Genomic DNA, 26483 nt, shown 5'->3' on the forward strand with positions numbered 1-26483 from the left:
CGGGAGAACCGGATGAAACTCTACAGCTACTTCCGCAGTTCAGCGTCCTACCGGGTCAGGATCGCCCTCAACCTGAAGGGGCTCGACTACGAAACCGTGCCGGTGCATCTGCTGAGAAATGGCGGCGAGCAGCTGTCATCCGAATACCGGCGGATCAACCCGGATGGCCTGGTTCCGGCGCTGGAGGTGGACGGCACGGCGCTCCAGCAGTCGCTCGCAATTATCGAATACCTCGACGAGGCCTATCCGGAGAAGCCGCTCCTGCCGCCCGCCCCGCTGGACCGGGCCTTCGTACGGGGGATCGCGCTGTCGATCGCGTGCGACATCCACCCGATCAACAACCTGCGCGTGCTGCGTTACCTGGTGCGTGACCTGAAGGTCAGCGAGGAAGACAAGAACGCCTGGTACCGCCATTGGTGCGAGCAGGGCCTGGCCGCGGTCGAGACGACGCTTGCGCGGGACGCCCGCGTCGGCACCTTCTGCTTCGGGGACACACCCACGCTGGCCGACTGCTGCCTGGTGCCGCAGATCGCCAACGCGCGCCGGCTTGAGTGCGACCTGTCGGCAATGCCGACCATCCTTCGCATCAATGATGCCTGCCTCGCACTCGAGGCGTTCGCCCGGGCCGCGCCGGGACAGCAGCCCGACGCGGAGTAGGAAGCGACCGGAGCCGCTTCAGGTCGCCGTGTAGGAGATGACTTCCTGGCGCTGTTCCCCCAGGCCGGCAATACCCGTCACCAGGGAATCGCCGCGCTTGAGGAAGCGTGGCGGCTTCATGCCCATGCCGACGCCGGGAGGCGTGCCAGTGGTGATGATGTCGCCGGGCATTAGGGTCATGAAGCGGCTCACGTAGCTGACGATCTTTGCGACCGAAAAGATCATCGTGCGGGTATTCCCCGACTGCACGCGCTCCCCATTCAGTTCCAGCCACAGCTCCAGCCGCTGCGGATTCGGCACTTCGTCCCGGGTCACCAGCCAGGGACCCACCGGTCCGAACGTATCGCAGCCCTTGCCCTTGTCCCACTGGCTGCCACGCTCGAGCTGGTATTCCCGTTCCGAGACATCGTTGACCACGCAGTAGCCGGCAACGAAGTTCAGCGCATCCTTCTCGCTCACCGACCTGGCCACGCCGCCGATCACCACGCCGAGTTCGACTTCCCAGTCGGTCTTCTTTGAGCCGCGCGGCAGCATGATGGGATCATTTGGTCCGCACAGCGAAGACGTTGCCTTCATGAAGATGATCGGCTCCTTCGGCACCGGCATGCCGGCCTCGGCAGCATGGTCCGAGTAGTTGAGACCGATCCCGATGAACTTCCCGACGCTCGCCACGGGCGCGGCGATACGCGGAGTGCCGCGGACCAGGGGCAGGGCGGTCGTGTCCAGCTTTGCCAGCTTCTTCAGCACCTTGTCCGACAGCTCCGCCGGCCCGATGTCGGCGATGACGGACGAAAGGTCGCGCAACCTGCCGTCCTGATCCAGCAGTCCCGGTTTCTCCTTGCCGACGCGGCCGTAACGCAGCAACTTCATGCACTCTCCTCTTCTATGCCATTGGTTAACCGGGCCAATATAAACGAAGAATGCAATGGTCGCAGACGCGCCGATCAGGGGGCGGATCGCGGAATGATCAGCTTGCCGAGCAGGTGCAGGCGGGTGGCGACTTCGGACTGGTGCGCGGGCGGCATTGCCTCGTCATCGTCAGCACTGTCCGACTCCTGCATGGAAAGGTCCGGCAGTCCAGGATCAAGCTTCTCATCGTGTGGCTTCGGCATCGGGCACTCGCATGGTTATCAAATTGACTTCATCGTACACAGGCGCCGCACTTGGCTCCTTGAGCTTGATCATTCTCATCAGGTGAACAAATTCCGACAAATTCCCCACTTACTTTCGTAATCGCGCAACGCCAGACCCGCATCGCTTCGCTGAAATGCATAGGGCAACCCGGCCTATTCGTGGAGGACGCAAAAATGATCAGTGCAATGGTTACCTTGCTTGCCGTGCTGGGCGGAGGCGCAATCGTCGCCACCTGCATCGATGTGCTCCTGCAACTGGAGGACAACGGCAACGGCTGAGCTCCGGCGATTGCGCATCGACATGCCGGTTTGTCCGGCGGGTTGAGGGGCGACAAGCGCAACCCGTCCGCTTACCGATATACATGTCATATCGACATCAAAAGGAGTGCGCCGTGAGTGTAGACCTGCCAGACTTCGACGCCCTGCTCGCCATCCACCGGGAGGACCCGGAGGCGTTCGAGCATTTCCGGCGCCATCTCCTGCGGGAGGCAGTCGATGCCGCCCCGCCTGCGCACCGTCAGTCGCTGGAGGAACTGCTCGTGCGCATCGAGGCCGCGCGCGCGAGTGCGAGGGATCCGGTCGAAGCTGCTGCGATCGCCTTTCGCCTGATGCGCGCGTCCGTGGAACGGTTGCAGGATTCCTGGGATCACGCGCTCCTCGCCGTGTCGGGCCTGCAGGCCCGCGTGGCAATCGAGCAGGCGCGCGCCGCCTGACGCGATTCCGGCTGCACAGGGCATGGAGAATGTTGCTGCAATACTGGTAGCGGGCCTCCACGGCGAGCTGCCGACTTTTTCCGACGCGGCTTCCGGGGTGCGCTCCGCATTCCGGCTCCTTGTCGCCGTTGTGCTGGGCGCGGTTCTCGGGTACGAGCGCGAGGTACGGGGCACGGGCGCCGGCCTTCGGACGCACATGCTGGTCGCCCTGGGCGCAGCATTGTTCGTCGTTGTTCCGCTGAATGCCGGGATGGAGCTCGACGAGATCAGTCGCGTCCTGCAGGGACTCATCTCCGGCATCGGTTTCCTCGGCGCCGGCGCCATCATCAAGCTGTCCGCAGACAAGGAAGTCAGGGGGCTGACGACGGCCGCCAGCGTGTGGCTGACCGCCTCGATCGGCGTGTCCGCAGGAATGGGGCAGCCGCTCACAGCCATCTTCTCCACGGTGCTTGGATTCTTCATCCTGAAACTGTCGCACCCGCTGGCGCGCAAGGGACGCGGGGACTGATCAGGCAGCACGGTGAGCCGTCGACGGCTTGCGCCGTCGAGCCTCGTCCGTATCCAGGCAGCCTGCGTGCTTGTGCCTTACCCGCTTTTTCCAGGACTGCCTTCCGCGCCTTCCGGGCCGGCCTTCCCTTCCTCCAGCACCGGCGCGTTCTGGAATCGCCTTGCATCGAGCGGAATATCGATTGCAAAGGTCGTGCCCCGTTCGTCCGCGCTGTCGACGCCGATGCTGCCGCCGTGACTTTCGGCCACGCTGCGCACGAAGGGCAGTCCGATGCCCCAACCCTTTGCCTCGCCTTCCTTCGCCAGCTTGGCGCGTTGAAACACCTGGAATACGGATTCCAGCTGTTCCGTCGGAATGCCGCAACCCGCATTGTGCACGCTCAGTACCAGACGCTCGCTATAGGTGTCGGTGCGGATGCTGATCGGCGTGTCGGAAGCCCCGTACTTGACCGCGTTTTCCACCAGGTTTTCCAAGGCTCGCTTGAGCTTCTCCCGGTCCCACCAGCCGCCCACGGATCTTCCCTCGATGCGGATGCGATGGCCGAAGGCGATGTTCTGCGACCGCACCTCTTCCGCGAGGTCGAGTGCGTCGAAGTACGTCGGCCGGAGCTGCTGCCGCGCGCCGCTATGAAAGACTACGGCGTCGAGCAGGTCATGCAGCATGCCGTCCATGCGCTTGACATTCGATTGCACCTGGCCGGCAATGGCATGCACCTTGTCCACGTCCTTGTTGGCCGCGATCAGTTCGGCCAGCAATGAAATGGCGCCAAGAGGCGTGCGCAGATCGTGGACCAGTGCAGCGACAAACCGTTCGCGGAACACGGACTCGGCCAGGGCGAACGCGGTGACAGACTCCTTGATCGTGGCGTCGAAGACGGCGGTGATGACCGAGTGCTCTTCTTCGCTGAGGGGGACATCCCGCTGCTTCAATGTCTCCAGCAGCGTGGAGCGCAGCAGTTGATACTCGGTGATCACTGCGCCAACGTCGTAGTCCGTCAGCCGCGCCCGTTCATTGCCGTGCTCGGCCCCCACCGAGGCTGTCGGCACAGCCGCACTGTTGCGCAGGTGACAGACCGAGACGGCCTGGACTAGATCGTCGTAGAAGAGCGGCAGGCTGTCGGCGAGGATGGGCCTGGACAGTTGCCGCGCCTGCTTGACTTCGGCGCGTACCCGATCGTCCCATCTCGCTATCACTGTTTCGCGCAAAGCAAGCATCCGTTGCGCAGTCTGCGAAAGTTGTCCGGGGGTCTTGTCCTGGTCCGTGGAGAGGGTCATGAATGGCAAGCTGAGCGTGTTCACGAAATTCTAGTAAGCAAATTGCGACCAGCTATAGACCTGGGTCAGGGAAAAGTGTTCTCGTGCACAGGGGTGCGGCGGACGCAGGGCGCAGCGGGCTGCGGGTATCGCGGAGGCTGCGGCGCGGAAGACCAGCCGCCGCCCGCAAGGAGAGACGCGCGCAGCGCGGCCATGATCAGCCTTTTGCGATGTGGCGGCGACAGGGGAGGGATGACGGAATCGGGGAACGCGGCCTTCCCGGGCACGCCCGGATCTCCGGGGGCGGAACGGATGCTCATCGTTCCATCTTCATCCGGTGATGGTCCCGCCGACAGGAATCGAACCTGTATCTAGCGCTTAGGAGGCACTCGTTCTATCCATTGAACTACGGCGAGACGCTGGACGCAGCATGGGGGCACCATGCCGAGACCGAGATTATAGCCGAGACCTTGCGGGAAATAACTCCCTGTCATCCACAATCGGTACAATGCGTGCTTCCGCAGTCGATCCGCACATCCAGACAGGTTCCTTCCATGGCAGTCATCTCACTCAGCGACGCCCAGCTGGCGTTCGGCCACGTTGCCTTGCTCGACCATGCCGAATTCGCGCTCGAGGCATCCGAGCGCGTCGGCCTGATCGGCCGCAACGGCACCGGCAAATCCTCGCTGCTGAAGATCATCGCCGGACAGTCAAGGCTGGACGACGGGCTGCTGGTGATGCAGCAAGGCGTCAAGATATCGTACGTGCAGCAGGAACCGCATTTCCCGCCGGAGATGTCCGTGTTCGACGCGGTGGCGTCAGGGATGGCGGCCCTGCAGCAGATGCTGAACGAGTACAACGCGCTGGCGGCGCGCCTCGGAGGCAACGAGGACGACGCCATCATGGATCGCATGCACCGGCTCCAGGAGCTGCTCGACGCGAGCGACGCGTGGTCGCTCGGCAACCGCGTCGACGCCATCCTCGACCGGCTCGTCCTCGACCGCGATGCCCTGATGGGTACGCTTTCGGGCGGCACGCAGAAGCGGGTGGCACTGGCGCGGGCCCTCGTCAGTGCGCCGGACGTGCTGCTGCTGGACGAGCCGACCAACCACCTCGACTTTACCGCCATCCAATGGCTGGAAGGCTTGCTGCGCGAGTTCAAGGGCAGCATTCTGTTCATCACGCACGACCGTTCCTTCCTCGACAATGTCGCCACCCGCATCGTCGAGCTGGACCGCGGGCGCCTGCTTTCCTTCCCCGGCAACTTCAGCGCGTACCAGAAGCGCAAGGCGGAGCAGCTGGAGGTCGAAGCAGTCGAGAACGCGAAATTCGACAAATTCCTCGCGCAGGAGGAAGTCTGGATTCGCAAGGGCGTGGAAGCCCGACGCACCCGCAACGAAGGCCGGGTCAGGCGGCTGGAGGAGCTGCGCCGCGCGCGCAGCGCCCGGCGGGAGCAGCAGGGGCAGGTCAAGCTGGACGTTGCGGCCGGCGAGCGTTCCGGGAAGATCGTTGCGGAACTGACCGACATCGGCAAGCGCTATGGCGAGAAGACGATCGTGCGCGACTTCAGTGCCATCATCATGCGCGGAGATAAGATTGGTTTGATTGGCCCGAACGGCGCCGGCAAGACCACGATGCTCAAGCTGATCCTCGGCGAGGAAGCCCCGGACACCGGCAGCGTGAAGCAGGGCGCGCGCCTGCAGGTGGCTTACTTCGACCAGATGCGGGCGCAGCTCAACGATGAAGCCAGCCTGGCGGACACGATCTCGCCCGGCAGCGACTGGGTGGAAATCAATGGCCAGCGCAAGCATGTGATGACCTACCTGAGCGATTTCCTGTTTGCTCCCGAACGGGCGCGCTCCCCGGTGAAATCCCTGTCGGGCGGCGAGCGCAACCGCTTGCTCCTCGCGCGCTTGTTCGCAAAGCCGGCAAACGTGCTGGTGCTCGACGAGCCGACCAACGATCTGGACATCGATACGCTGGAACTGCTCGAAGAACTCCTGGAAGAATATACGGGCACCGTGTTCCTGGTCAGTCATGACCGGATGTTCCTCGACAACGTCGTCACCCAGGTCATCGTCGCGGAAGGCGGGGGCGTCTGGCGCGAGTATGTCGGCGGGTACTCGGACTGGGAGCGGGTGCGCGCGGCGACCCAGTCTCAGAAGGCAGCGACCAGGGCAGAGGCGAAGAACGAGTCCAGGCCGGCACCAAAGGAAGCCGCCCCGGCTTCCGCCAAGGGCAAGAAGCTGAGCTACAAGGAACAGCGCGAGCTGGACGCACTCCCGGAGCTGATCGCCGGCCTGGAAGCGGAGCAGAAGGCGATCTCCGAAAAGCTGGCCGACTCCGAGCTGTACCGCACCCAGCCGGACGAAGTGCATAAGCTCAACGAACGCTACGCCGAGATCGATCTGCTGCTGCTCGAGAGCCTCGAAAAATGGGAAGCAATCGAGGCCCGTGCCAAGGGCTGAGCCCGCGGTTCAGTTGAGGCGCCTGCTCGCCTGCCGGAGCTCCGGCAGCTTGTCCCGCAGCACGCCGGCGTCGGCGGCATGGGGCCTTTCCTTCAGATAGGCTTCCAGGTCCTCCAGCGCCGAGTTCGGGCACTCCAGGTTGGCATACGCAAGACCGCGATCGCGGCGTTCAGCGATGTCGTCAGGCAAAAGAATCATCAACCGTTGCTGCACGGCGAGCAGTCGCTCCCAACGCATCCGTTCCACGAACAAGGCCTTCAGGTTGCGCAGCATGCGCACCAGGATTTCCCGCGGATGCGCCGCATGCAGGTAGTAGGCGAGCGGAATCGCACCGGGGTAGCTTTGCTGTTCGAAATAGGGTTCGAGCCGCTCTTCCAGTTCTTCGCGCGACAAGCTCGCCCCATTGAATGGGTCGAGCACGATGTCGCCCGACTGCACCGACAGTTTCATCAGGAAGTGGCCCGGAAACGAAACGCCCTTGACGTTCAGCCCGATCTGCTGCGCCAGTTCCATGTACAGCACGGCGAGCGAGATGGGAATGCCTCGCCGGGTAGTCAGCACCCGATGGAGATAGCTGTTGTCCGGATCGTAGTAGTCGTTGACGTTGCCCGCGAAGCCCAGCTCCCGGTAGAAGTAATGGTTGAGCAGGCGCAGCTTCTGGATGCTGGAGGCATCAGGCGCCAGGCGGCGCATCAGGCGGGCCGCCAGCGTATCGACCTGGGCCTGCGTTGCCGCCAGGTCCAGTTTCGGGTCGACGTCCTGGGCGATCAGGAGCGCGGCTTCGAACAGGGGGATGGAGTCGTCCTGCTGAACCAGGGACGCAAAATAATCGAGGCTATTGATGACCATACAACAACCATCATAAACCATCGCGCCGCAGATGAAAGGTTGGCAGGCGGCGTATGCCGCCCTTCTCAAACCGATACGCGCTTGAAGTCCCGGAAGCGGAACCCCATCAGCAGCAATGCGCCGAAGTAGACGGTCCCGGAGGCACCGAGCACCAGCGCCAGGGCGCCGATGCGGACAAAGGGCGCGCTCTTCATGGCCAGCCAGTCGAAATGTCCGGCTGTCCACATTGCGACGCCGGCCAGGAGGAACAATGCAGCGACCAGGCGCACAAGGAACAAGGTCCAGCCCGGCCGGGCGACGTACAGGCCGCGGCGGCGCAGCCCGAAGAACAGAAAGACCGCATTCAGGCAGGCCCCGATGCCGATCGACAGCGCGAGGCCGGCGTGGGCGACCAGCGGCACCAGCACGATGTTCAGCAATTGCGTCACGACCAGCACGCCCACCGCGATTTTCACTGGCGTGCGTATGTCCTGTTTCGCATAGAAGGCAGGAGCCAGGATCTTGACCAGGATGAATCCGATCAGGCCAACACCGTACGCCACCAGCGCGCGGGCAGTCATCGCCACGTCGTACGCGGCGAACTTGTCGCCATAGTGGAAAAGCACGGCGGTCAATGGCTCGGACAGGACTGCCAGGCCGACCGCCGAGGGGAGCGCGAGCAGAAAAGTCAGGCGCAGACCCCAGTCGAGCAGCGCGGAGTACTCGTCGGCATCGCCGGCGGAATGCGCCTTCGACAGGCTGGGCAGCAGGATGGTACCGAGCGCGACGCCGAGCAGCGCCGTCGGGAATTCCATCAGGCGGTCGGCGTAGCCGAGCCACGACACGCTGCCCGTCTTCAGGTGGGAGGCGATATTGGTATTGATGATCAGGCTGATCTGGGCCACGGAAACACCGAAGAGTGCCGGTGCCATCTGTCGCAGCACGCGTTGCACGCCGGGATCGCGCAAGGCCTGCCTGGGATTCAGGCCGAGCCGGGGCAGCATGCCGACGCGCCGTAGGGCAGGCACCTGCAGGGCCATTTGCAGGATGCCGCCGACGACCACGGCCAGCGCCAGCGCGTACACCGGCTGTTCCATGTGGGGCGCCACCAGCAGGGAGGCGCCGATGAAGGACAGGTTCAGCAGCACGGGCGTAAAGGCCGGCACCTTGAACTGGCGCCAGGTATTGAGGATGCCGCCGGCAAGCGCAACAAATGCCATGAAGGCGATGTACGGGAACATGATGCGGGTCATCGTCGTCGCCATCGCGAAGGTATCCGGCTGCTCCTTCAGCCCGGAGGCCATCAGGAACACCACGACGGGCGCGCCTGCGACACCGACGATGCAGGTCAGCAGCACCGCCCAGACCAGGACCGTCGCCACCCGGTCGATCAGTTCCTTGGTGGCGTCGTCGCCTTTTTGGGTCTTGTATTCGGCAAGAATGGGCACGAAGGCCTGCGAGAAGGCGCCCTCGGCAAACAGGCGGCGCAACAGGTTGGGGATCCGGAAAGCGATGATGAAGGCGTCGGTATAGGCCGAGGCGCCGAAGGCGCGCGCGATCAGTACTTCGCGGAGCAGGCCGGTCACCCGGGACAGCATTGTCATGCCGGAGACGGTGGCAAGCGTTTTGTGCAGATTCATGGGCGGCAATTATAGCCGCGGCATTGCCGGTCCCGTCGCAACCCGCTAGGCAAGTGGCGGGAGCAGAGAAAACTGCCGCTCCGATTGATCGTTTCCCAAAAAAACGATATAATCCACGGCTTTACTGAATTCCCGTCTCTTCGCAGACCGTCCGATTTCGTTTTAGGAAACATACATGGCAAATACCGCACAGGCGCGCAAGCGCGCCCGCCAAGCAGTCCAGCTCAACGCTCACAACTCCAGCCAGCGCTCCACGCTGCGCACGGCAATCAAGGCCGTCCGCAAGGCGATCGACGCAGGCGACAAGGCTGCAGCTACGCAAGTGTTCCAGGCTTCGGTCTCGACCATTGACCGTATCGCCGACAAGAAGATCATCCACAAGAACAAGGCTGCGCGCCACAAGAGCCGCCTCGCCGCTGCCCTGAAAGCACTGGCCTAAACTGTTCCTGCCGGTGGCCCGCCATCGGACGACTGCGAAATTGCAAAACCCGCTCGGCAGCGCCGCGCGGGTTTTGTCGTTTCTGCAAGGTCTGTGCACCGGCCGACGCGACTTCTCCCTCTAAAGGCGGTCGCAGCAACAACGGCGCAACGCAGGGACTGACTTACTTCGGCAGCCCTCCAATCACCGCACCCGGCTTGATGTTCTTCTGCCGGAACCATCCCTGGTTCATTTCGAGCGCATACCGTGCTGGGCCGCGAGCGCAATGCGAGTCCGTCGTCTGCGGCTGCATGTCCTCGATGTTCAGGATGCTGCCGCGCTCATCGATGAAGGCGACGGAAAGAGGAATGAGGGTGTTCTTCATCCACATGCAGACTTGCGCCGGGCCGTCGAAAACGAAGACCATCCCCTCGTTCGGGCCCATCTTTTCGCGATACATCAGCCCCTGCTGGCGCTCGCTGTCTTTCGCCGCGAGCTCCGCCTTGACAAGGTGCATGCCCGCACTAAGGGTGATGACCGGGAGCCGGGCCTGCTGCGCGGAGGCTGTTGCGGCGCCGAGGACGAGGGAGCAGGCGAGCAGGGTGGAGCGCATCGATGACAGTTGCATGAGACAGACGGAATGAGTGCTGGGTCGCAAAGCTTAACGCATGCAAAGGGAAAAAGTCACGACACCGGGGAGCGGTCCTTCGCAACGCCGAACTCGCCCGGGTCCACCTCTCGCCATTCCCCCGGCAGCAGCGGATGCGAGGCCAGCGAGAAGCCTCCGATGGCGATACGCACCAGCCGCAGTGTTGGCAGGCCGACCGCGGCGGTCATCCTCCGCACCTGACGGTTCTTGCCTTCCGAAAGGGTCAACGCCAGCCACGCCACCGGTATGGCCGCGCGGGCCCGGATGGCCGGCTCCCGTTGCCACAGCCAGTCGGGCGCTTCGATCTCCCTGGCCTCGCAGGGGCGGGTGACGAAATCACCGAGATCAAGCGGACCGCGCAACCGGGAAAGCGCGTCTTCGCTCGGGCTGCCCTCGACCTGGGCAATGTAGGTTTTGGGTTGCTTGCTGTCGGGATGGCTGATCCGTTTCTGCAGCATCCCGTCGTCGGTGAGCAGCAGCAGACCCTCGCTGTCAGCATCGAGGCGGCCGGCCGGATAGACCCCCGGAACAGAGAGGTAATCGGCCAGCGTCCGGCGCGAGGGGTGCGATGAGAACTGGCACATTACCCCGAATGGTTTATTGAACAGAATGAGCGTCATGTACTCAAAATGTGCGCCGGCACGGGCAGGGCACGGCTTTCCAAAGGGCCGTATTCTACGCGTTGAACCAGTGTGCTTCGCCAGCTAAGCTAGAGACGACGTGTTCGCGCCGCGCTATACGCGTATTGCCTGCCGTAAAAAGGATGGCATCACGTAAAATACTAGTGCATAATACGAAATTCAGTCTTGTGTCTTATATAAGACCGTCACTGCGCTTTAAAACAAAAATTTGGAGCAAAACGGTCTTTTCCTTTCCTCCCTAACCCCGGAGCCTACGATGTATCAACATATCAAAGTCCCCGCCGACGGCAAAAAAATCACCGTAAACAGCGACTTCTCGCTGAGCGTCCCGGACAATCCCATCATTCCTTACCTCGAGGGCGATGGCACCGGCGTCGACATTTCCCCGGTGATGATCAAGGTGGTGGACGCAGCCGTGGCGAAGGCCTACGGTGGCAAGCGCAAGATCAGCTGGATGGAGATTTTCGCTGGCGAGAAGTCCACGAAGGTGTACGGACCCGATGTGTGGCTGCCGGAAGAGACCCTGCAGGTACTGAAGGAATACGTCGTCTCCATCAAGGGACCCCTGACCACGCCGGTCGGCGGCGGCATCCGCTCGCTGAACGTCGCGCTGCGCCAGGAACTCGACCTCTATGTCTGCCTGCGCCCGGTCCGCTATTTCAAGGGCGTTCCCTCGCCGGTGCGCGAGCCGGAAAAGACTGACATGGTGATCTTCCGCGAGAACTCCGAGGACATCTACGCCGGCATCGAGTGGGCTGAAGGCTCCGATGGCGCCAAGAAGATCATCGATTTCCTGATCAAGGAAATGGGCGTCAAGAAGATCCGCTTCCCGCAGACTTCGGGAATTGGCGTCAAGCCGGTGTCCCGCGAAGGCACCGAGCGCCTGGTCCGCAAGGCGATCCAGTACGCAATCGACAACGACAAGCCCTCGGTGACCCTGGTCCACAAGGGCAACATCATGAAGTACACCGAAGGTGGTTTCCGTGATTGGGGTTATGCTCTGGCGCAGAAGGAATTCGGCGCGGAGCTGATCGACGGCGGCCCGTGGTGCAAGTTCAAGAACCCGAAGACCGGCAAGGAAATCACGATCAAGGATTCGATCGCCGACGCCTTCCTGCAGCAGATCCTGCTGCGCCCGAACGAGTACAGTGTGATCGCCACGCTCAACCTGAACGGCGACTACATCTCCGACGCGCTCGCGGCACAGGTGGGCGGCATCGGCATCGCGCCGGGCGCCAACCTGTCGGATTCCGTGGCCATGTTCGAAGCCACCCACGGCACCGCACCGAAGTACGCAGGCAAGGACTACGTGAACCCGGGTTCGCTGATCCTGTCGGCTGAAATGATGCTCCGCCACATGGGCTGGACCGAAGCGGCAGACCTGATCATCAGCTCGATGGAAAAGTCGATCACCTCCAAGAAGGTGACCTACGATTTCGCCCGCCTGATGGAAGGGGCGACGCAGGTTTCCTGCTCGGGCTTCGGCGAGGTCATGATCGCCAACATGTAATACGCGCGACGCACAAAAAAAGGCCGGATTGCTTCCGGCCTTTTTTGTTTCGCGTTCAGCGAATCTGGGTCTGCTCCAGGGCAAAGCGAATCAGGTCGGCCTGTCCCTCGATCCCCAGCTTGCGCTTGATGTTCAGCCGGTGCGTCTCGACCGTGCGCACGCTGAGATTCATGTCCCGCGCGATGTGCTTGTTCGACTTGCCGGTCGCAATGCATTGCAGCACCTCGCGCTCGCGCGGGGTAAGCAACAGCGCCGGCGGCATTGGCCGCGCCAGTTGCCTTGCCAGCCCGGCGCTGTAGTAGATACCGCCTGACATCACCGTATCGATAGCCGAGATGATGTCCTGCGCGGGCGCATCCTTGAGCACGTAGCCGCGCGCCCCCGCCTGTATCGCCTGCATCACGTATTCGGCCTTGTCATGCATGCTCAGCATGAGCACCGCGATCTCGGGATGCAGCGCGTTGAAACGCCCCGTCAGTTCGATGCCGTTCATCCCCGCCAGGTTGATATCCATCAGGGTCAGGTCGATCGTCTGCGTTGCTGCGTGATGGAGGGCTTCATCAGCAGTACCTGCTTCGGCAACGACCGTGAAATGCGGAATTGTTTCGAGCCGCGCGCGCAGCCCGTCGCGCACCAGCGGATGATCGTCGACGAGCAGGATGTGGACGTAGGGTGGGGTCGGCATGATATTCAGGATCTTGGTAATGTTGCAGTGACTTTTGTGCCGTCGGCCGAGGACACCAGCTCGAGCTTTCCACCGACCGCACTTGCGCGTTCATGCATGTTGCGCAGGCCGATGCCGCGCTTCGGATGCTGCGCGACGCCGGCAACGTCGAATCCGACGCCGTCGTCATGGATTGCCAGCATGACGCCATCCCTGGTGCCGCGCAACTGGACCACGGCGCTGGACGCGTTGGCATGCCGTTTGATGTTGGTGAGCGCCTCCTGGGCAATCCGGAAAAGCACGGTATTCCCGACATCAGAGAGGCCGTCTGCCTCGCCCCTGGCCTCGAAGGTCGTCCGGATGCCGCTGCTTTCCCCGAACTCCTGCGTGAGGTGGTCCAGCGCCGCAGCAAGGCCGAGATCGTCCAGCAAGGCAGGGCGGAGGTCATGGGAAATCCGTCGCACCTCGCCCAATACGTCGTTCAGCTGCCCCGTTGCACGATCAAATGACGCACGCGCCAGCTCTGGTCGACCGGCATGTGCGGTCAGTTTGGCAATGCCGGATTCGACCTGCAGCTTGATCGAGACCAGCCACTGGCTGATGCCGTCATGTAGGTCGCGCGACAGGCGGGCCCTCTCGTCCTCCTGCGACCGCACGACCCGCTGCGCCAGTTCGCGCAGCTTGGCGTCGGCGACCCTGTACTCGCTGATGTTGAGCGCGAGGCCAGAGAGTGCGACTACGAGCGCGCTGGCGATGGCAATGGCGGCAATCCACAACATCGTGCTTTGGATATTGCCCGAGATCTGCGCGTCGATCTTGGTCAGTGCGTTGTCCACGTCGTCAAGGTACAGGCCGGTGCCCAGCATCCATCCCCAGCGGTCGAGTGCGACGACATATCCCAGCTTTGGGGCGACCTTGCCGGAGGACGGTTTTTCCCATAGGTAGCGTACCAGTCCGCCGCCTTCCTTGGCCTTGGCGATGAGCCGTTGTATCGTAGGGCTCCCCTCCATGTCCCGCAGGTTCCACAGGTCGCGTCCGACGAGATCGGGCTGCCGCGGATGTACCAGGCTGGTCCCGTTCAGGTCATACAGAAAGAAATAGCCGTCGTCGCCATAGTCCAGCGTGGCAAGTATGGCCTTCGCCTCGTCGCGTGCCGCCTGGTCGTCGCGGCCCGAGTCATACAGATGGGCGATCGAGCGGCTTGCGAGGGACACGTAGTGCTTGAGTTCGGCCTCCTTGCTTGCAACATAGGCGGCTTCCACGGTGGCCCGCTGCTGGTGGGCCAGTAGTCCCGCCTGGTAGCGAACGGCAACCGCAATTGCAAGCAATGCGACAATGAGCGGCGTGATGGCAAGGAGCAGGATCTTTTGTCTCAGCTTCATGGGCCGCTACTTTACCGCTAATTGCTTCCGTTCATGCGGTTGTGATGCATTGAGGTAACGCTTTCAAGGCTTATCCGCTGGGACGACGGAAGCCGCACGTAGGGTTGTTTTCATCCGGGCGAAAAAAAACCCCGCGTTGGCGGGGTTCTTCCTGCTCTTGCTACTTCGACGTGATTAGGGCGCCTGGATATTCGAAGCCTGCTTGCCCTTCGGGCCCTGCGTGACTTCGAACGAGACCTTTTGCCCTTCTTTCAGGGTCTTGAAGCCTTGCATCTGGATTGCGGAGAAGTGGGCGAACAAATCTTCACCGCCGTCATCCGGAGTGATAAATCCGAAGCCTTTGGAATCGTTGAACCACTTGACGGTACCTGTTGCCATAAAAGCGTCTTTCATTTAATAACTAATCACACGAGCCGTAAAAGCAAGAAGCCTCGCGACACGCTGCCCCCTCTTATAACCTGCTCACTTCTATTGACAATACTATAATGTCAAGCATGTCAATAAATACCATTGTTCCTGCAAAAAATATAAAAGTCAAGGAAGTGCGACCAGACTTTTTGAGTTTTAGCAAGCGATATACCGAATAGAATTCTTGAAATCTGCGCCCGGGGCATCATCTGCGAGACATCCGGAATCGGCGTAATATCAAGAGGAAGTCGTGTCGGCATGTGCAGCACCGACGCAAGATTGAACGTCACAAAATAAAACAATGGCAACTCAGCATGAAAACGGTACGGTAATTGCTAGGCAAGAGCAGAAGCTCAAGCCGCCGCCCATGTACCAGGTCTTGCTTCTTAACGATGACTACACGCCGATGGAGTTTGTCGTTGCAATTATTCAGGAGTACTTCAACAAGGATCGGGAAACCGCGACGCAGATCATGCTCAAGGTACATCGAGACGGAAAAGGTATGTGTGGCGTCTATCCAAGGGATATCGCGTCCACTAAAGTAGAATTGGTTTTAACCCACGCGAGAAAGGCAGGACATCCCCTGCAATGCGTGATGGAGGAAGCATGATTGCGCAGGAACTTGAAGTTAGTTTGCACATGGCTTTTGTCGAGGCCCGTCAGGCCCGCCACGAGTTCATCACCGTTGAGCACTTGCTGCTCGCGCTGCTCGACAACCCGTCGGCGGCGGAAGTGCTGCGCGCATGCGCAGTGAATATTGAAGATCTGCGCAAGACGCTGGCGAATTTCATCAGCGACAATACGCCGACCGTGCCGGGGACGAGTGAAGTCGATACCCAGCCGACTCTCGGTTTCCAGCGTGTGATCCAGCGGGCGATCATGCACGTGCAGTCGGCGTCGAACGGCAAGAAGGAAGTGACCGGCGCCAACGTGCTCGTCGCGATCTTCGGCGAAAAAGATTCCCATGCCGTGTATTACTTGCACCAGCAGGGCGTGACCCGTCTGGACGTGGTGAATTTCATTTCGCACGGCGTGCGCAAGGATCAGCAGGTCGACTCGCAGAAGGCGCCCGAAGGCAGCGACGAGGCACAGGCCGAGGGTCAGCAGAAGGAAAGCCCACTCGACCAGTACACGCAGAACCTGAACAAGATGGCTGCGGAAGGCAAGATCGATCCGCTTATCGGACGCGAATCCGAGGTCGAGCGCGTGATCCAGACGCTGTGCCGGCGGCGCAAGAACAACCCGCTGCTCGTCGGCGAGGCAGGGGTCGGCAAGACTGCGATCGCGGAAGGGCTGGCATGGCGTGTGACCCAGGGCGACGTGCCGGAGGTACTGCAGAATGCAGTGGTCTATTCCCTCGACATGGGCGCGCTTCTGGCTGGCACCAAGTACCGGGGCGATTTCGAGCAGCGCCTGAAAGCGGTGCTGAAGCAATTGCGCGAAAACCCGAACGGCATTCTGTTCATCGACGAGATCCACACCATCATTGGTGCCGGATCGGCCTCGGGCGGCACGCTTGACGCGTCCAACCTGCTCAAGCCTGCACTGTCGAGCGGGCAGCTGAAGTGCATCGGGGCGACGACCTATACCGAGTTCCGAGGCGTGTTCGAGAAGGATCACGCCTTGTCCCGGCGCTTCCAGAAGATCGACGTCAACGAGCCGACGGTCGAACAGACGGTGCAGATCCTGCGCGGACTGAAGTCGCGCTTCGAGGAGCATCACGGCGTGAAATATTCGTCGTCGGCGCTGACCTCCGCTGCCGAATTGGCCGCACGCTTCATCAACGACCGTCATCTGCCTGACAAGGCAATCGACGTGATTGACGAAGCGGGCGCCGCCCAGCGTATCCTGCCGAAGTCCAAGCAGAAGAAGACGATCGGCAAGTCCGAGATCGAGGACATCATCTCGAAGATCGCTCGGATCCCCCCGCAATCGGTCAACCAGGACGACCGCACCAAGCTGCAGACGATCGACCGCGACCTGAAGAACGTGGTATTCGGCCAGGACCCGGCGATCGAGGCGCTCGGTTCGGCGATCAAGATGGCGCGCGCGGGCCTCGGCAAAACCGACAAGCCTATCGGTTCCTTCCTGTTCTCCGGCCCGACCGGTGTCGGCAAGACCGAGGTGGCCAAGCAGCTGGCCTTCATCCTCGGCATCGAGCTGATCCGCTTCGACATGTCCGAGTACATGGAACGCCACGCGGTGAGCCGCCTGATCGGCGCACCGCCGGGGTATGTCGGGTTTGACCAGGGCGGGCTGCTGACGGAAGCCATCACCAAGAAGCCGCATGCGGTGCTGTTGCTGGACGAGATCGAGAAAGCCCATCCGGATATCTTCAACATCCTGCTGCAGGTGATGGACCACGGCACGCTGACTGACAACAACGGACGCAAGGCCGATTTCCGCAACGTGATCATCATCATGACCACCAACGCGGGGGCGGAGAGCTTGCAGAAGCGGTCGATCGGTTTCACCGACAAGAAGGAAGCAGGCGACGAGATGGCGGACATCAAGCGGATGTTCACTCCCGAGTTCCGCAACCGTCTCGATGCGATCATCAGCTTCAGGCCGCTGGATGAGGAGATCATCCTGCGCGTGGTTGACAAGTTCCTGATGCAGCTTGAAGAGCAGTTGCACGAAAAGAAGGTGGAGGCGATTTTCAGCGAGAACCTCCGCCGCTTCCTCGGACGCAAGGGCTTCGATCCGCTGATGGGCGCACGGCCGATGTCGCGCCTGATTCAGGACATGATCCGCAAGGCGCTTGCAGACGAACTGCTGTTCGGCAAACTGGTCAACGGGGGCCGTGTCACGGTCGACCTCGACGACAAGGAGCAGATCAAGCTCGACTTTGCAGAAGGCGACGCGCCGCCGGCCACACCGGAAGAGACCCTCGAAGTCGAGTAAGTCCTGTACCGACGCCCGTTCGACGAAAAGCCCGGATCCGCAGTGCGGACCCGGGCTTTTTTCATGGTGTGCTGCGATTACTGCGCGGGATTGGTGAGTGAGCGATGAATGAGGTTGACCTGCTCGACCACCTCGGGTGACAGCCTGGTCGACCAGGCATCGATATTCTCGGCCAGCTGGGAAAGGCTGGTGGCGCCGATGATGGTGGACGCAACAAACCATCGCGTGTAGCACCAGGCGAGCGCTAGCTGTGCCGGGGACATGTTGTTCGCCTTTGCCAGCGTCGCATACTGCCGCGCCGCATTGACGACAGACGGGCGCAGGTAGCGCGGACTCCAGGTAGGCGGAAAGAGGGTCAGACGACCGGGTGCCGAAGGATTCTCCAGGTACTTTCCGCTCAACTGGCCGAAGGCGAGCGGGCTGTACGCGAGGAGGCTGACGCGCTCCCGGAAGCAGACCTCGTCGAGACCGGCTTCGAAGCTGCGATTCACCAGGCTGTACGCATTCTGTATCGAGGCGATGCGCGGCAGGCCTTTTGCCTCCGCCTGCTTGATAAATTCCGCCACACCCCACGGCGTTTCATTCGATACTCCCACGTGGCGGATCTTGCCTTCCCGGACCAGGCCTCCCAATGCATCGAGGGTCTCCTCGATCGCAACGTGCGGATGCTCCTTTTCCGGATCGAAGGCAATCTGTCCGAAGATTGGCGCGTTCCTGCTTGGCCAGTGCAGCTGGTAGAGGTCGACATGATCGGTCTGCAGCCGGCGCAGGCTTCCTTCGACGGCCTGCCGCAGGCTCTTTGCGTCGAAATCCGTCTTGCCGTCGCGGATCCATCGCATCCCACGGGAAGGGCCGGCGGCCTTGGTCGCCAGGACGACCTGGCTGCGCTTGCCCGACTTTTTCAGCCAGCTGCCAATGTACTCCTCGGTGCGTCCCTGGGTTTCGGCGCGCGGCATTACCGGGTACATCTCTGCGGCGTCAATGAAATTGATGCCGCGTTCGAGGGCAAAATCAAGCTGGCTGTGCGCTTCGCTTTCGGTGTTCTGTTCGCCGAACGTCATCGTGCCCAGGCAGATTCGTGAAACTTCCAGGCTGCTGCTGCCGAGTGTGATCTTTTCCATGTTCCTCAACTCCAACGGGTGAAAGGGGACGCTACCGCTTAGCGTGCAAGGCTGCCGCGCATTCCGCAACGAGTCCCGGGCCGCGATAGATCAGGCCGGTGTAGATCTGCACCAGCTGGGCACCGGCATCAATCTTCGCCTTCGCGTCCTCGCCGGACAGGATGCCGCCGACCCCGATGATCGGCACGGCATCGCCGATTTCCGATTTGAGGGTGCGCACGACGGCAGTCGAGGCGCTGAATACGGGTGCGCCGGACAGACCTCCCGTTTCTTCTGCATGAGGCAGTCCTTGCACGGCGTCGCGGCTGATCGTGGTGTTGGTGGCAATGACGCCATCGATTTCGTGGCGGAGAAGGGCGGAGGCGATTGACTTTGCCTGCTCGTCGTCGATGTCCGGCGCGATCTTGAGGACGAGCGGTACGTAGCGCTTGTGCTGGTCGGCCAGCCGGCGCTGCTCGAGCTTCAGGGTCGAAAGCAGGGAGTCGAGTTCGGAGGCTCCCTGCAGCTGGCGCAGGTTCTTGGTGTTCGGCGACGAAATATTGACGGTGACGTAGCTTGCATAGGGATAGACCTTCCCCAGGCAATGCAGGTAATCGTCCACCGCCCGTTCGATCGGCGTGTCGGCGTTCTTGCCAATGTTCAGGCCGAGCACGCCCTGCCTGTCCTGATAAAAGCGGGAACGCTGCACATTGGCGACGAAAGCGTCGACGCCGCCATTGTTGAAACCCATGCGATTGATGACCGCCTGCTTCTGTGGCAGACGGAAAATCCGGGGCTGCGGATTGCCCGCCTGCGGCCGCGGGGTTACGGTCCCGACCTCGATAAAGCCGAATCCGAGCGCCGCGAGACCGTCAATATAGGCGCCGTCCTTGTCCAGCCCGGCACCAAGTCCGACCGGGTTTGCGAAGTGCAGGCCCATGCAGGTGCGCGGATCGGGCGCCGGCTTGCGCAGCCCGGCGGTCAGGCCGAGCGCGGCGGCGCGCCGCAGCGCGGGCAGGGTGAGATGGTGTGCGGTTTCGGGATCCAGCGAGAACAGCAGGGGCCGGGCGAGGGCATACAGAAAATCGGACATGGGCGTGGCGACGAGGACGGAAAGCCCGGCACGAACGCGTGTCGGGGAGGCCCGTATTCTACCCTTGCGCCAAGCCAACAGGGACTGTGGCGCTTACAGGTCTGCCTGCCACGCTTCCCATTTGCCGTTCACCAGCGCTTCCAGCGGCTGGAAATTCACCTTGTAGGCCATTTTTTGGCTGTGGCGGATCCAGTAACCGAGGTACACGTAGGGCATCTGCAGGCGGCGCGCCTGTTCTATCTGCCACTGGATGTTATAGGTCCCGTAGGAGGCGCCCGGGACGTCGGGATCGTAGAACGTATAGACCGACGACAGGCCGTCGCTGAGCACGTCGATGATGCTCACCATGCGCAGGATGCCTCCTTCATCCCGGAATTCGACGAGACGGGTATTCACCTTGCTCTGCAAGAGGAACTGCGCATATTGGTCGCGACTGTCCTGGTCCATCCCGCCGCCTGCATGGCGCGCGGCCTGGTAGCGCAGGTAAAGGTCGTAGTGCTCGGGGACGTAGGCGAGCGTGGTGACCCATGTCTCAAGATTCGCATGTCTGCTCCACGCACGACGCTGGCTGCGATTCGGCGCAAATTCCGCGGTGCGTACGCGCACCGGAATGCAGGCGCGGCATCCGTCGCAATACGGGCGATAGGTGAAGATGCCGCTCCGCCGGAAACCATTGCGCACGAGTTCCGAGTAGACGTCGGCATTGATCAGGTGTGAGGGTGTCGCGACCTGCGAACGTGCCTGACGCCCGTCAAGGTAACTGCAGGGGTAGGGCGCAGTCGCGTAGAACTGCAGTGTTTCGAATGGCAGGTCCTTCAGATGGGTCATCTTCGTTATCCTGACTGCGATACGTTTGCTGTTAATTTACACCGTCTGGCTGCCGTCGATGAGTGGATTTTCGCCTGCACCTTTCAAAACGCGCTGATCGGCGTCCAGTCCGTGATCGGTGGCTTGGCGACTGCGTCCCGCAGGCGCGCCAGGAATTCGGCGCGGGGAATCGGCGCGGCGCCGAGCGAAGCAAGGTGCGCGGTCTCCTGCTGGCAGTCGATCATGCCGACGCCGTGTTCCCTGAGAAACCGCACAAGATAGGCGAGCGCGATCTTCGACGCATCCGGTACCCGGGCGAACATCGACTCACCGAAGAACATGCGCCCGATACATACGCCGTAGGCGCCGCCTACGAGCCGGCCGTCAAGCCAGACTTCCGACGAGTGCGCATACCCCATCCTGTGCAGGCCGCAGTATCCGCGCATGATGTCACCCGAAATCCATGTACCGGACGCCCCCGCACGCGGCGCTGCGCAGGCCTGCATCACCTGTTCGAACGCGGAGTCGAAGCGTACCTCCCAGGGGCCTCCGCCGGCCATGCTCCGTTCGGTACGTTTCAGACTTTTTTTCAGACTGTGCGAAATGACGAACCGTTCCGTGAACAGCACCATCCGCGGATCGGTGCTCCACCAGAGGATAGGCTGTCCCTCGGAGAACCAGGGGAAGATCCCCTGCCGGTAGGCGTCAAGCAGCCGCTGCGGCGAGAGGTCAGCGCCGGCCGCCAGCAAGCCCGGTGCGCCGTCCGCCTCGGTCAGCGCAGCCGTGACGGGCGGAAACGGGGTCTGTGCGCCCAGCCAGGGGATCATTGACGCTCCCCATTCCGGATCATGCCATTGCACCTGGCCGGTGCGGCGGTCGCAACCTCCTTCTTCATATCCGGATTTTCCCCCTGTCTATCAATGAGTTGCACTTGCGCACCAAATTGGAATGGATATTGCTTCCGATGCCGCCACGAAATAAAACGCACTTTAACAGGGAGATCTTCAGATGGACACGCTAAAAAACGGCGCCGACGCCTCATTCATCCTGCTCGGCGCCATCATGATTCTCGCCATGCACGCGGGTTTCGCCTTCCTGGAGCTCGGCACGGTCCGCAGAAAGAACCAGGTGAACGCCCTGGTCAAAATCTTAGTCGATTTTGCCGTCTCGACGATCGCGTATTTCTTCGTTGGTTACAGCATTGCGTACGGCGTCGACTTTTTCGCCGATGCGTCGACGCTCTCTCAGCGGAATGGCTACGAACTCGTCAAGTTCTTTTTCCTTCTCACGTTCGCCGCCGCGATTCCGGCCATTGTGTCCGGCGGCATTGCCGAGCGCGCCCGGTTCCATCCCCAGCTTGTCGCCACCGCGCTTCTCGTCGGCCTCGTATATCCCCTGTTCGAGGGAATCGCCTGGAATCGCGCCTTCGGCATCCAGGCGTGGCTGCAGGAGGCGTTCGGCGCAGAATTTCACGACTTCGCCGGCTCCGTCGTGGTGCATGCCGTCGGCGGCTGGGTCGCGCTGCCTGCCGTGTTGTTCCTCGGCGCCAGGCGTGGACGCTATGCGAAGGACGGGGGCATGGCGGCGCATCCGCCTTCGAACATTCCGTTCCTGGCGCTGGGCGCATGGATCCTCACGGTCGGCTGGTTCGGTTTTAACGTGATGAGCGCGCAGACGCTGGACAAGATGAACGGACTGGTGGCGCTGAATTCGCTGATGGCGATGGTGGGCGGCACGCTTGCTGCCGTTCTGCTCGGCCGCAATGATCCAGGCTTTGCCTACAATGGGCCGTTGGCCGGACTGGTCGCGGTCTGTGCAGGGTCCGACTTGATGCACCCGATTGGCGCTCTTGTCGCTGGAGGGATGGCCGGGGCGGTTTTCGTCTGGATGTTCACGCTGACGCAGAACAAGTGGAAGATCGACGACGTCCTCGGGGTATGGCCGCTTCACGGACTCTGCGGCGCATGGGGAGGCGTTGCAGCGGGCATCTTCGGCCAGCCGGCGCTGGGTGGAATCGGCGGCGTCTCCTTGATGTCGCAGATCATCGGAACACTGCTCGGCGTACTTATCGCTACCGCAGGCGGTACGCTGATTTATGGCTTGCTCAAGGCGACCGTAGGTATCAGGCTCGACCCGGAACAGGAGTTTGACGGCGCGGATCTGTCCATCCACAAGATCAGTGCGACCGCAGAGCGCGAAACCAGTTGGTGATGCGGGCGCAACGTCCGCGACTAAGCCTGTCGCATCGGCTTGCGAATGTCGCGGGTATGGAGGTGGTAGCCGCCGCCTTCGCTGCGAATCCGCTTCCGGTCGGCGAAAAACTCCCTCAGCGTGTGGCTGACCGTGGGAAAAGCAATCTCGTCCCACGGAATCTCCGCCTCGGTGAAAAGTTGTACTTCAAGGCTTTCGACGCCGGCTGCATAGTCCAGGTCGAGCAGTGTCGCCCGATAGAACATATGTACCTGGTGGACGTGGGGCACATTCAGAAGCGAAAACAGCTCATGCAATTCGACGCGCGCGCCGGCTTCTTCCATCGTCTCGCGCAGTGCCGCTTCGTTGGTGGTCTCGTCGTTTTCCATGAATCCCGCGGGCAGCGTCCAGAAACCATAACGCGGCTCGATGGCGCGCTTGCAAAGCAATACCCGGCTTTCGCCTTCGGACTCCCATAGCGGAATGGAGCCGATCACCATCTTTGGATTTTGATAGTGGATGGTCCCGCACTGGCTGCAGACATAACGGAGACGGTTGTCATCCGGCGGAATCAGCAGGGATACCGGTTGCGCGCATTCAGAGCAGAATTTCATGGTGAAGAGGACGGCAATGGCAGTCGAATCGAGAACAGCGCAAGTGTATCACCCTGTCATTTGAAGCAATTGCATTTGCTTTGCATGCTGATACCCGATATACTTCTGTTCTTCAGACGCGGGGTGGAGCAGTCTGGCAGCTCGTCGGGCTCATAACCCGAAGGTCGCAGGTTCAAATCCTGCCCCCGCAACCAAGTCTTTAAGTCTTATCAATTCCCGCCCCCATCACTACTCTAATAAACCGGGCGTCGGAATAGCTTCAACGGGTTTCTCTAACCGGGCAGCATTGCAGCGGGATGCCTGCCGTTGACGAAAACTTCTGCAGTCAATTAAAAACAAGAAGCAAAATGAATACACTTGAGGCGAAGAAAGTCCTCGAAACCGCGTTACTGTGTGCCCATGAGCCCTTGTCGATCAACGACATGAAGAAGCTCTACGTGGAGGAGGGTGAGGCGGCCGAGGAGGTCGGCGGCGACACCATCAAGGCGATGCTCGAGGAGCTTCGCGGTGACTGGAGCGACAAGGGAATCGAAATCGTCTGCCTGTCCACAGGCTGGCGCTTTCAGAGCCGTCCCGAAATGAAGCGCTATCTCGAGCGCCTCAACCCCGAAAAGCCGCCGAAATACTCGCGTGCGACACTTGAAACCCTGGCGATTATTGCATACCGCCAGCCGGTCACGCGGGGCGACATCGAAGAAATCCGCGGCGTGACCGTGAACTCGCAGACGATCAAGATGCTCGAAGACCGAGGATGGATCGAGTCCATCGGACATCGTGACGTTCCAGGCCGGCCATCGCTGTTTGCGACGACCAAGCAGTTCCTGGACGACCTCGGCATGACCTCCCTCGATCAGCTTCCGCCGCTCCAGCAGGTCAGCAAGGACAATGTGCCGGACAGCATGCTCCCGGAGATGCAGGCGCTGGAGGCGGAAATGCAGGGGCGGCTGGATGCCTCCGGAACCGAAGGTGCCGCGGGCGCGTCCACTCAGAACTCGCAAGAAGATCCGGCAGGCGCAAAGCCGGATGATTCGCCGGTCACTGGAAGTGTGCCCTCTGCGCCTTCCGGTTCCTCTACCGCTCAAATGCAGTCGGACGAGGCCGTTCCCGGCCCCGACGACGAGATCCAGGGCTCCGCTGCTGCTACGGAAGCACAGGATGATGTGACGCGCAATCAGCAACCCAAAGACCCGAACGATGACTCTTCCACCAAACAGTGACGCGCCAGTGCCTGTAGCAACCGATTCTCCTTCCCGCAACGACAGAAAAGCAGATGCCAGCGACCCGACGCGGGACGCAACGGCAGGGGCGCCGGCGGGCGACGAGAGCAAGAAGAAGCCGGCCAAGCGCGGCTTGCGCGGTCCTCGCAGCCTGCGACGTACCCGCGGTGCGAAACAGGGCGATGGCGACGGTTCGGCGACGGACGGCGGCGCCGCGCCCCGCGAAGCCGCTCCCGCGCGTTCCGCCGGCCGCACGGAGCAGGGCGCCGACAAGAAGGAGCGTGCCGGTCGCGAAGGTCAAAAGCGCAACGAGCGCAGCAAGGGCAAACCGGAACAGAAGGCGGCCGGCGTCCAGGCGCGCGGCGGCAAGCCTCAGCGCGGGCAGGGCAGACCTGCCGCCGACGACGTGTTCGCTTTCGTGACTTCCGATGCGTTCGACGCCGCCGCCCAGGACGATGCGTCGCGCAGCGGCCGCCAGTCCCAGGCCAAGAGCGTGCGCCGCGACCTCACCGCGGAAGACGACGCGCCGAAACTGCACAAGGTGCTGGCCGAGGCGGGGCTTGGTTCGCGACGCGACATGGAGGAGCTGATCATCGCCGGACGGGTGTCCGTCAATGGCGAGCCGGCGCACATCGGGCAACGCATTCTGCCAACCGATCAGGTCAGGATCAACGGCAAGCTGATCCACCGCAAGGTCAGTAAGCGCCCCCCGCGCGTGCTGATGTACCACAAGCCGGCCGGGGAAATCGTGAGCCATGACGATCCGGAAGGCCGCCCGTCGGTGTTCGAGCGGCTGCCAACGATGAAGGCCGGTAAATGGCTCGCCGTCGGTCGCCTCGACTTCAACACCGAGGGACTCCTGCTGTTTACGACCTCCGGCGATCTGGCGAACCGCCTGATGCATCCCCGTTACAACATCGAGCGCGAATATGCCGTGCGTACGCTGGGCGAGCTGGAAGAGGGCATGCGCCAGAAACTGCTGAGCGGCGTCGAGCTGGAGGACGGTACGGCCCAGTTCTCGAAGATCGCCGACGGCGGCGGCGAAGGCGTCAACCGCTGGTACCGCGTCGTGATCGGCGAAGGCCGCAACCGCGAAGTCCGCCGCATGTTCGAGGCAGTCGGTCTGACGGTGTCGCGCCTGATCCGCACCCGTTACGGGGCGATGACCTTGCCGAGCAATCTGAAACGCGGGCGGTGGGAAGAGCTGGGCGAGCATGCGGTGCGCGATCTGATGGCCTTGAGCGGACTGGAAAAGCCGGCGGCAGCGGGCGGTGCAGGCAAGACGCGCGGCGAGCGCAACGGCAACGTGGCCGAGCGCGCCGAAGGAGGACGCCGCGGAGGCGGCGGTCAGCCGCGCGGCCCCGGCAAATCTCCCCAGGGCGGCCAGCGCAGCCGTCAGCCCGATCCGCTGCAGACGGCACTGGGGTTTCCTGACGCCGGACGGCCGCGCCGCGGTGCGCAGTTCAGGAGTGCAGGGGCAATGCCCGGACTTCCGAGGCGTCGCGCACGGGGCTGACCTGGGATGAAGTGCGCCGACGTGAATGCCGGAGAGGGGTGGGAAACCGCTCTTCGGCATTGCGACGCACCAAATATTTGTTTATAATTAGAGAGTTAACAGGGTGTGTGCCATCGGCTGTATGGCGGCGAACCTGGTTAGGGAGATTCCCGCGCTGGCAGGAATGATAA

26 protein-coding genes and 2 tRNA genes are annotated in these 26483 nt (G+C 62.0%); 12 read left to right on the forward strand and 16 right to left on the reverse strand.

Features of this window, described 5'->3' with window-relative positions; all coding sequences use genetic code 11:
- Positions 1–12: 12 nt before the first annotated feature.
- Entirely contained in the window at positions 13–657 is a 645-nt protein-coding gene (gene maiA / locus VIM12_RS18965) for a maleylacetoacetate isomerase (protein ID WP_331943585.1), read from the forward strand.
- A gap of 18 nt (positions 658–675) precedes the next feature.
- Here the strand turns inward: maiA and VIM12_RS18970 are convergent, their stop codons facing one another.
- Positions 676–1527 carry a fumarylacetoacetate hydrolase family protein gene (locus tag VIM12_RS18970; protein WP_331943587.1) on the reverse strand — a complete coding sequence of 284 codons (852 nt, stop codon included), beginning with the start codon at positions 1525–1527 and terminating at the stop codon, positions 676–678.
- A 74-nt stretch (positions 1528–1601) separates the two neighbouring features.
- Positions 1602–1769, reverse strand: a complete 168-nt coding sequence (locus tag VIM12_RS18975; RefSeq protein ID WP_331943589.1) for a hypothetical protein — start codon at positions 1767–1769, stop codon at positions 1602–1604.
- Between the two features lie 413 nt (positions 1770–2182).
- On the opposite strand from VIM12_RS18975, the gene VIM12_RS18980 reads away from it, so the two are divergent.
- A complete protein-coding gene (locus tag VIM12_RS18980) occupies positions 2183–2503 on the forward strand; it encodes a DUF3135 domain-containing protein (RefSeq protein WP_331943591.1) in 321 nt (106 codons plus the stop codon).
- Positions 2504–2525: 22 nt separating this feature from the next.
- On the forward strand, positions 2526–3011 hold the full coding sequence (locus VIM12_RS18985; RefSeq protein ID WP_331943593.1) for an MgtC/SapB family protein: 486 nt from the start codon (positions 2526–2528) through the stop codon (positions 3009–3011).
- A gap of 77 nt (positions 3012–3088) precedes the next feature.
- Here the strand turns inward: VIM12_RS18985 and VIM12_RS18990 are convergent, their stop codons facing one another.
- Both VIM12_RS18990 and VIM12_RS18995 read right to left on the reverse strand, forming a co-directional pair.
- Complete coding sequence (locus VIM12_RS18990) at positions 3089–4285, reverse strand: HAMP domain-containing sensor histidine kinase (protein ID WP_331943595.1); 1197 nt, start codon at positions 4283–4285, stop codon at positions 3089–3091.
- Positions 4286–4605: 320 nt separating this feature from the next.
- Positions 4606–4680 (reverse strand) — tRNA-Arg (locus VIM12_RS18995).
- 138 nt (positions 4681–4818) lie between these two features.
- On the opposite strand from VIM12_RS18995, the gene VIM12_RS19000 reads away from it, so the two are divergent.
- On the forward strand, positions 4819–6732 hold the full coding sequence (locus tag VIM12_RS19000; RefSeq protein ID WP_331943597.1) for an ATP-binding cassette domain-containing protein: 1914 nt from the start codon (positions 4819–4821) through the stop codon (positions 6730–6732).
- Positions 6733–6741: 9 nt separating this feature from the next.
- Here VIM12_RS19000 and VIM12_RS19005 read toward each other — a convergent pair whose 3' ends face one another.
- Entirely contained in the window at positions 6742–7581 is an 840-nt protein-coding gene (locus tag VIM12_RS19005) for a SirB1 family protein (protein ID WP_331943599.1), read from the reverse strand.
- 65 nt (positions 7582–7646) lie between these two features.
- Positions 7647–9200, reverse strand: coding sequence for a murein biosynthesis integral membrane protein MurJ (gene murJ / locus VIM12_RS19010; RefSeq protein ID WP_331943601.1), 1554 nt, complete (start codon positions 9198–9200; stop codon positions 7647–7649).
- Between the two features lie 175 nt (positions 9201–9375).
- Between murJ and rpsT the strand changes: the two genes are divergently transcribed.
- Positions 9376–9639 carry a 30S ribosomal protein S20 gene (gene rpsT / locus VIM12_RS19015; RefSeq protein ID WP_331943603.1) on the forward strand — a complete coding sequence of 88 codons (264 nt, stop codon included), beginning with the start codon at positions 9376–9378 and terminating at the stop codon, positions 9637–9639.
- Positions 9640–9802: 163 nt separating this feature from the next.
- Here the strand turns inward: rpsT and VIM12_RS19020 are convergent, their stop codons facing one another.
- Together VIM12_RS19020 and VIM12_RS19025 are read right to left on the reverse strand one after the other, a co-directional pair.
- Entirely contained in the window at positions 9803–10231 is a 429-nt protein-coding gene (locus tag VIM12_RS19020; RefSeq protein ID WP_331943605.1) for a DUF192 domain-containing protein, read from the reverse strand.
- A gap of 71 nt (positions 10232–10302) precedes the next feature.
- Positions 10303–10887 carry a pseudouridine synthase gene (locus VIM12_RS19025; protein ID WP_331943607.1) on the reverse strand — a complete coding sequence of 195 codons (585 nt, stop codon included), beginning with the start codon at positions 10885–10887 and terminating at the stop codon, positions 10303–10305.
- A 277-nt stretch (positions 10888–11164) separates the two neighbouring features.
- On the opposite strand from VIM12_RS19025, the gene icd reads away from it, so the two are divergent.
- Positions 11165–12418 carry an NADP-dependent isocitrate dehydrogenase gene (gene icd, locus VIM12_RS19030; protein WP_331943609.1) on the forward strand — a complete coding sequence of 418 codons (1254 nt, stop codon included), beginning with the start codon at positions 11165–11167 and terminating at the stop codon, positions 12416–12418.
- A gap of 55 nt (positions 12419–12473) precedes the next feature.
- Here icd and VIM12_RS19035 read toward each other — a convergent pair whose 3' ends face one another.
- The 3 genes from VIM12_RS19035 to VIM12_RS19045 form a co-directional block, all read right to left on the reverse strand.
- Entirely contained in the window at positions 12474–13103 is a 630-nt protein-coding gene (locus tag VIM12_RS19035; protein WP_331943611.1) for a response regulator transcription factor, read from the reverse strand.
- 5 nt (positions 13104–13108) lie between these two features.
- Complete coding sequence (locus tag VIM12_RS19040) at positions 13109–14464, reverse strand: cache domain-containing protein (RefSeq protein WP_331943613.1); 1356 nt, start codon at positions 14462–14464, stop codon at positions 13109–13111.
- A gap of 174 nt (positions 14465–14638) precedes the next feature.
- Positions 14639–14842: a cold-shock protein gene (locus VIM12_RS19045; RefSeq protein WP_220810224.1), complete on the reverse strand. Its 204-nt coding sequence runs from the start codon at positions 14840–14842 to the stop codon at positions 14639–14641.
- Between the two features lie 331 nt (positions 14843–15173).
- Here VIM12_RS19045 and clpS point away from each other — a divergent pair, with 331 nt between their 5' ends.
- Entirely contained in the window at positions 15174–15482 is a 309-nt protein-coding gene (gene clpS / locus VIM12_RS19050) for an ATP-dependent Clp protease adapter ClpS (protein WP_331943615.1), read from the forward strand.
- Positions 15479–17776 carry an ATP-dependent Clp protease ATP-binding subunit ClpA gene (gene clpA, locus VIM12_RS19055; RefSeq protein ID WP_331943617.1) on the forward strand — a complete coding sequence of 766 codons (2298 nt, stop codon included), beginning with the start codon at positions 15479–15481 and terminating at the stop codon, positions 17774–17776. The genes clpS and clpA overlap by 4 nt, the downstream gene beginning before the upstream one ends.
- Before the next feature lie 77 nt (positions 17777–17853).
- Here clpA and VIM12_RS19060 read toward each other — a convergent pair whose 3' ends face one another.
- From VIM12_RS19060 to aat, 4 genes are all read right to left on the reverse strand, one after another.
- A complete protein-coding gene (locus tag VIM12_RS19060; RefSeq protein ID WP_331943619.1) occupies positions 17854–18897 on the reverse strand; it encodes an aldo/keto reductase in 1044 nt (347 codons plus the stop codon).
- Between the two features lie 31 nt (positions 18898–18928).
- Positions 18929–19969: a quinone-dependent dihydroorotate dehydrogenase gene (locus tag VIM12_RS19065; protein ID WP_331943621.1), complete on the reverse strand. Its 1041-nt coding sequence runs from the start codon at positions 19967–19969 to the stop codon at positions 18929–18931.
- Between the two features lie 93 nt (positions 19970–20062).
- Positions 20063–20797 carry an arginyltransferase gene (locus tag VIM12_RS19070; protein ID WP_331943623.1) on the reverse strand — a complete coding sequence of 245 codons (735 nt, stop codon included), beginning with the start codon at positions 20795–20797 and terminating at the stop codon, positions 20063–20065.
- Positions 20798–20880: 83 nt separating this feature from the next.
- A complete protein-coding gene (aat, locus tag VIM12_RS19075) occupies positions 20881–21603 on the reverse strand; it encodes a leucyl/phenylalanyl-tRNA--protein transferase (RefSeq protein ID WP_331943625.1) in 723 nt (240 codons plus the stop codon).
- Between the two features lie 181 nt (positions 21604–21784).
- Between aat and VIM12_RS19080 the strand changes: the two genes are divergently transcribed.
- Positions 21785–22987, forward strand: coding sequence for an ammonium transporter (locus VIM12_RS19080; protein ID WP_331943627.1), 1203 nt, complete (start codon positions 21785–21787; stop codon positions 22985–22987).
- A 20-nt stretch (positions 22988–23007) separates the two neighbouring features.
- On the opposite strand, the gene VIM12_RS19085 is transcribed toward VIM12_RS19080, so the two are convergent.
- Complete coding sequence (locus VIM12_RS19085; RefSeq protein ID WP_331943629.1) at positions 23008–23580, reverse strand: NUDIX hydrolase; 573 nt, start codon at positions 23578–23580, stop codon at positions 23008–23010.
- A 117-nt stretch (positions 23581–23697) separates the two neighbouring features.
- Between VIM12_RS19085 and VIM12_RS19090 the strand changes: the two genes are divergently transcribed.
- The 3 genes from VIM12_RS19090 to rluB all read left to right on the forward strand — a co-directional run bounded on the left by VIM12_RS19090 (position 23698) and on the right by rluB (position 26313).
- A tRNA-Met gene (locus VIM12_RS19090) sits at positions 23698–23774 on the forward strand.
- Between the two features lie 153 nt (positions 23775–23927).
- Positions 23928–24797 (forward strand): SMC-Scp complex subunit ScpB, encoded by an 870-nt coding sequence (gene scpB, locus VIM12_RS19095; RefSeq protein WP_331943631.1) that lies wholly within the window; start codon positions 23928–23930, stop codon positions 24795–24797.
- Entirely contained in the window at positions 24775–26313 is a 1539-nt protein-coding gene (rluB, locus tag VIM12_RS19100; RefSeq protein WP_331943633.1) for a 23S rRNA pseudouridine(2605) synthase RluB, read from the forward strand. Before scpB ends, rluB begins: the two co-directional genes overlap by 23 nt.
- Positions 26314–26483: the final 170 nt, after the last annotated feature.

Origin of the sequence: Noviherbaspirillum sp., from assembly GCF_036563305.1 — a bacterium.
Lineage (GTDB): Bacteria > Pseudomonadota > Gammaproteobacteria > Burkholderiales > Burkholderiaceae_D > Noviherbaspirillum.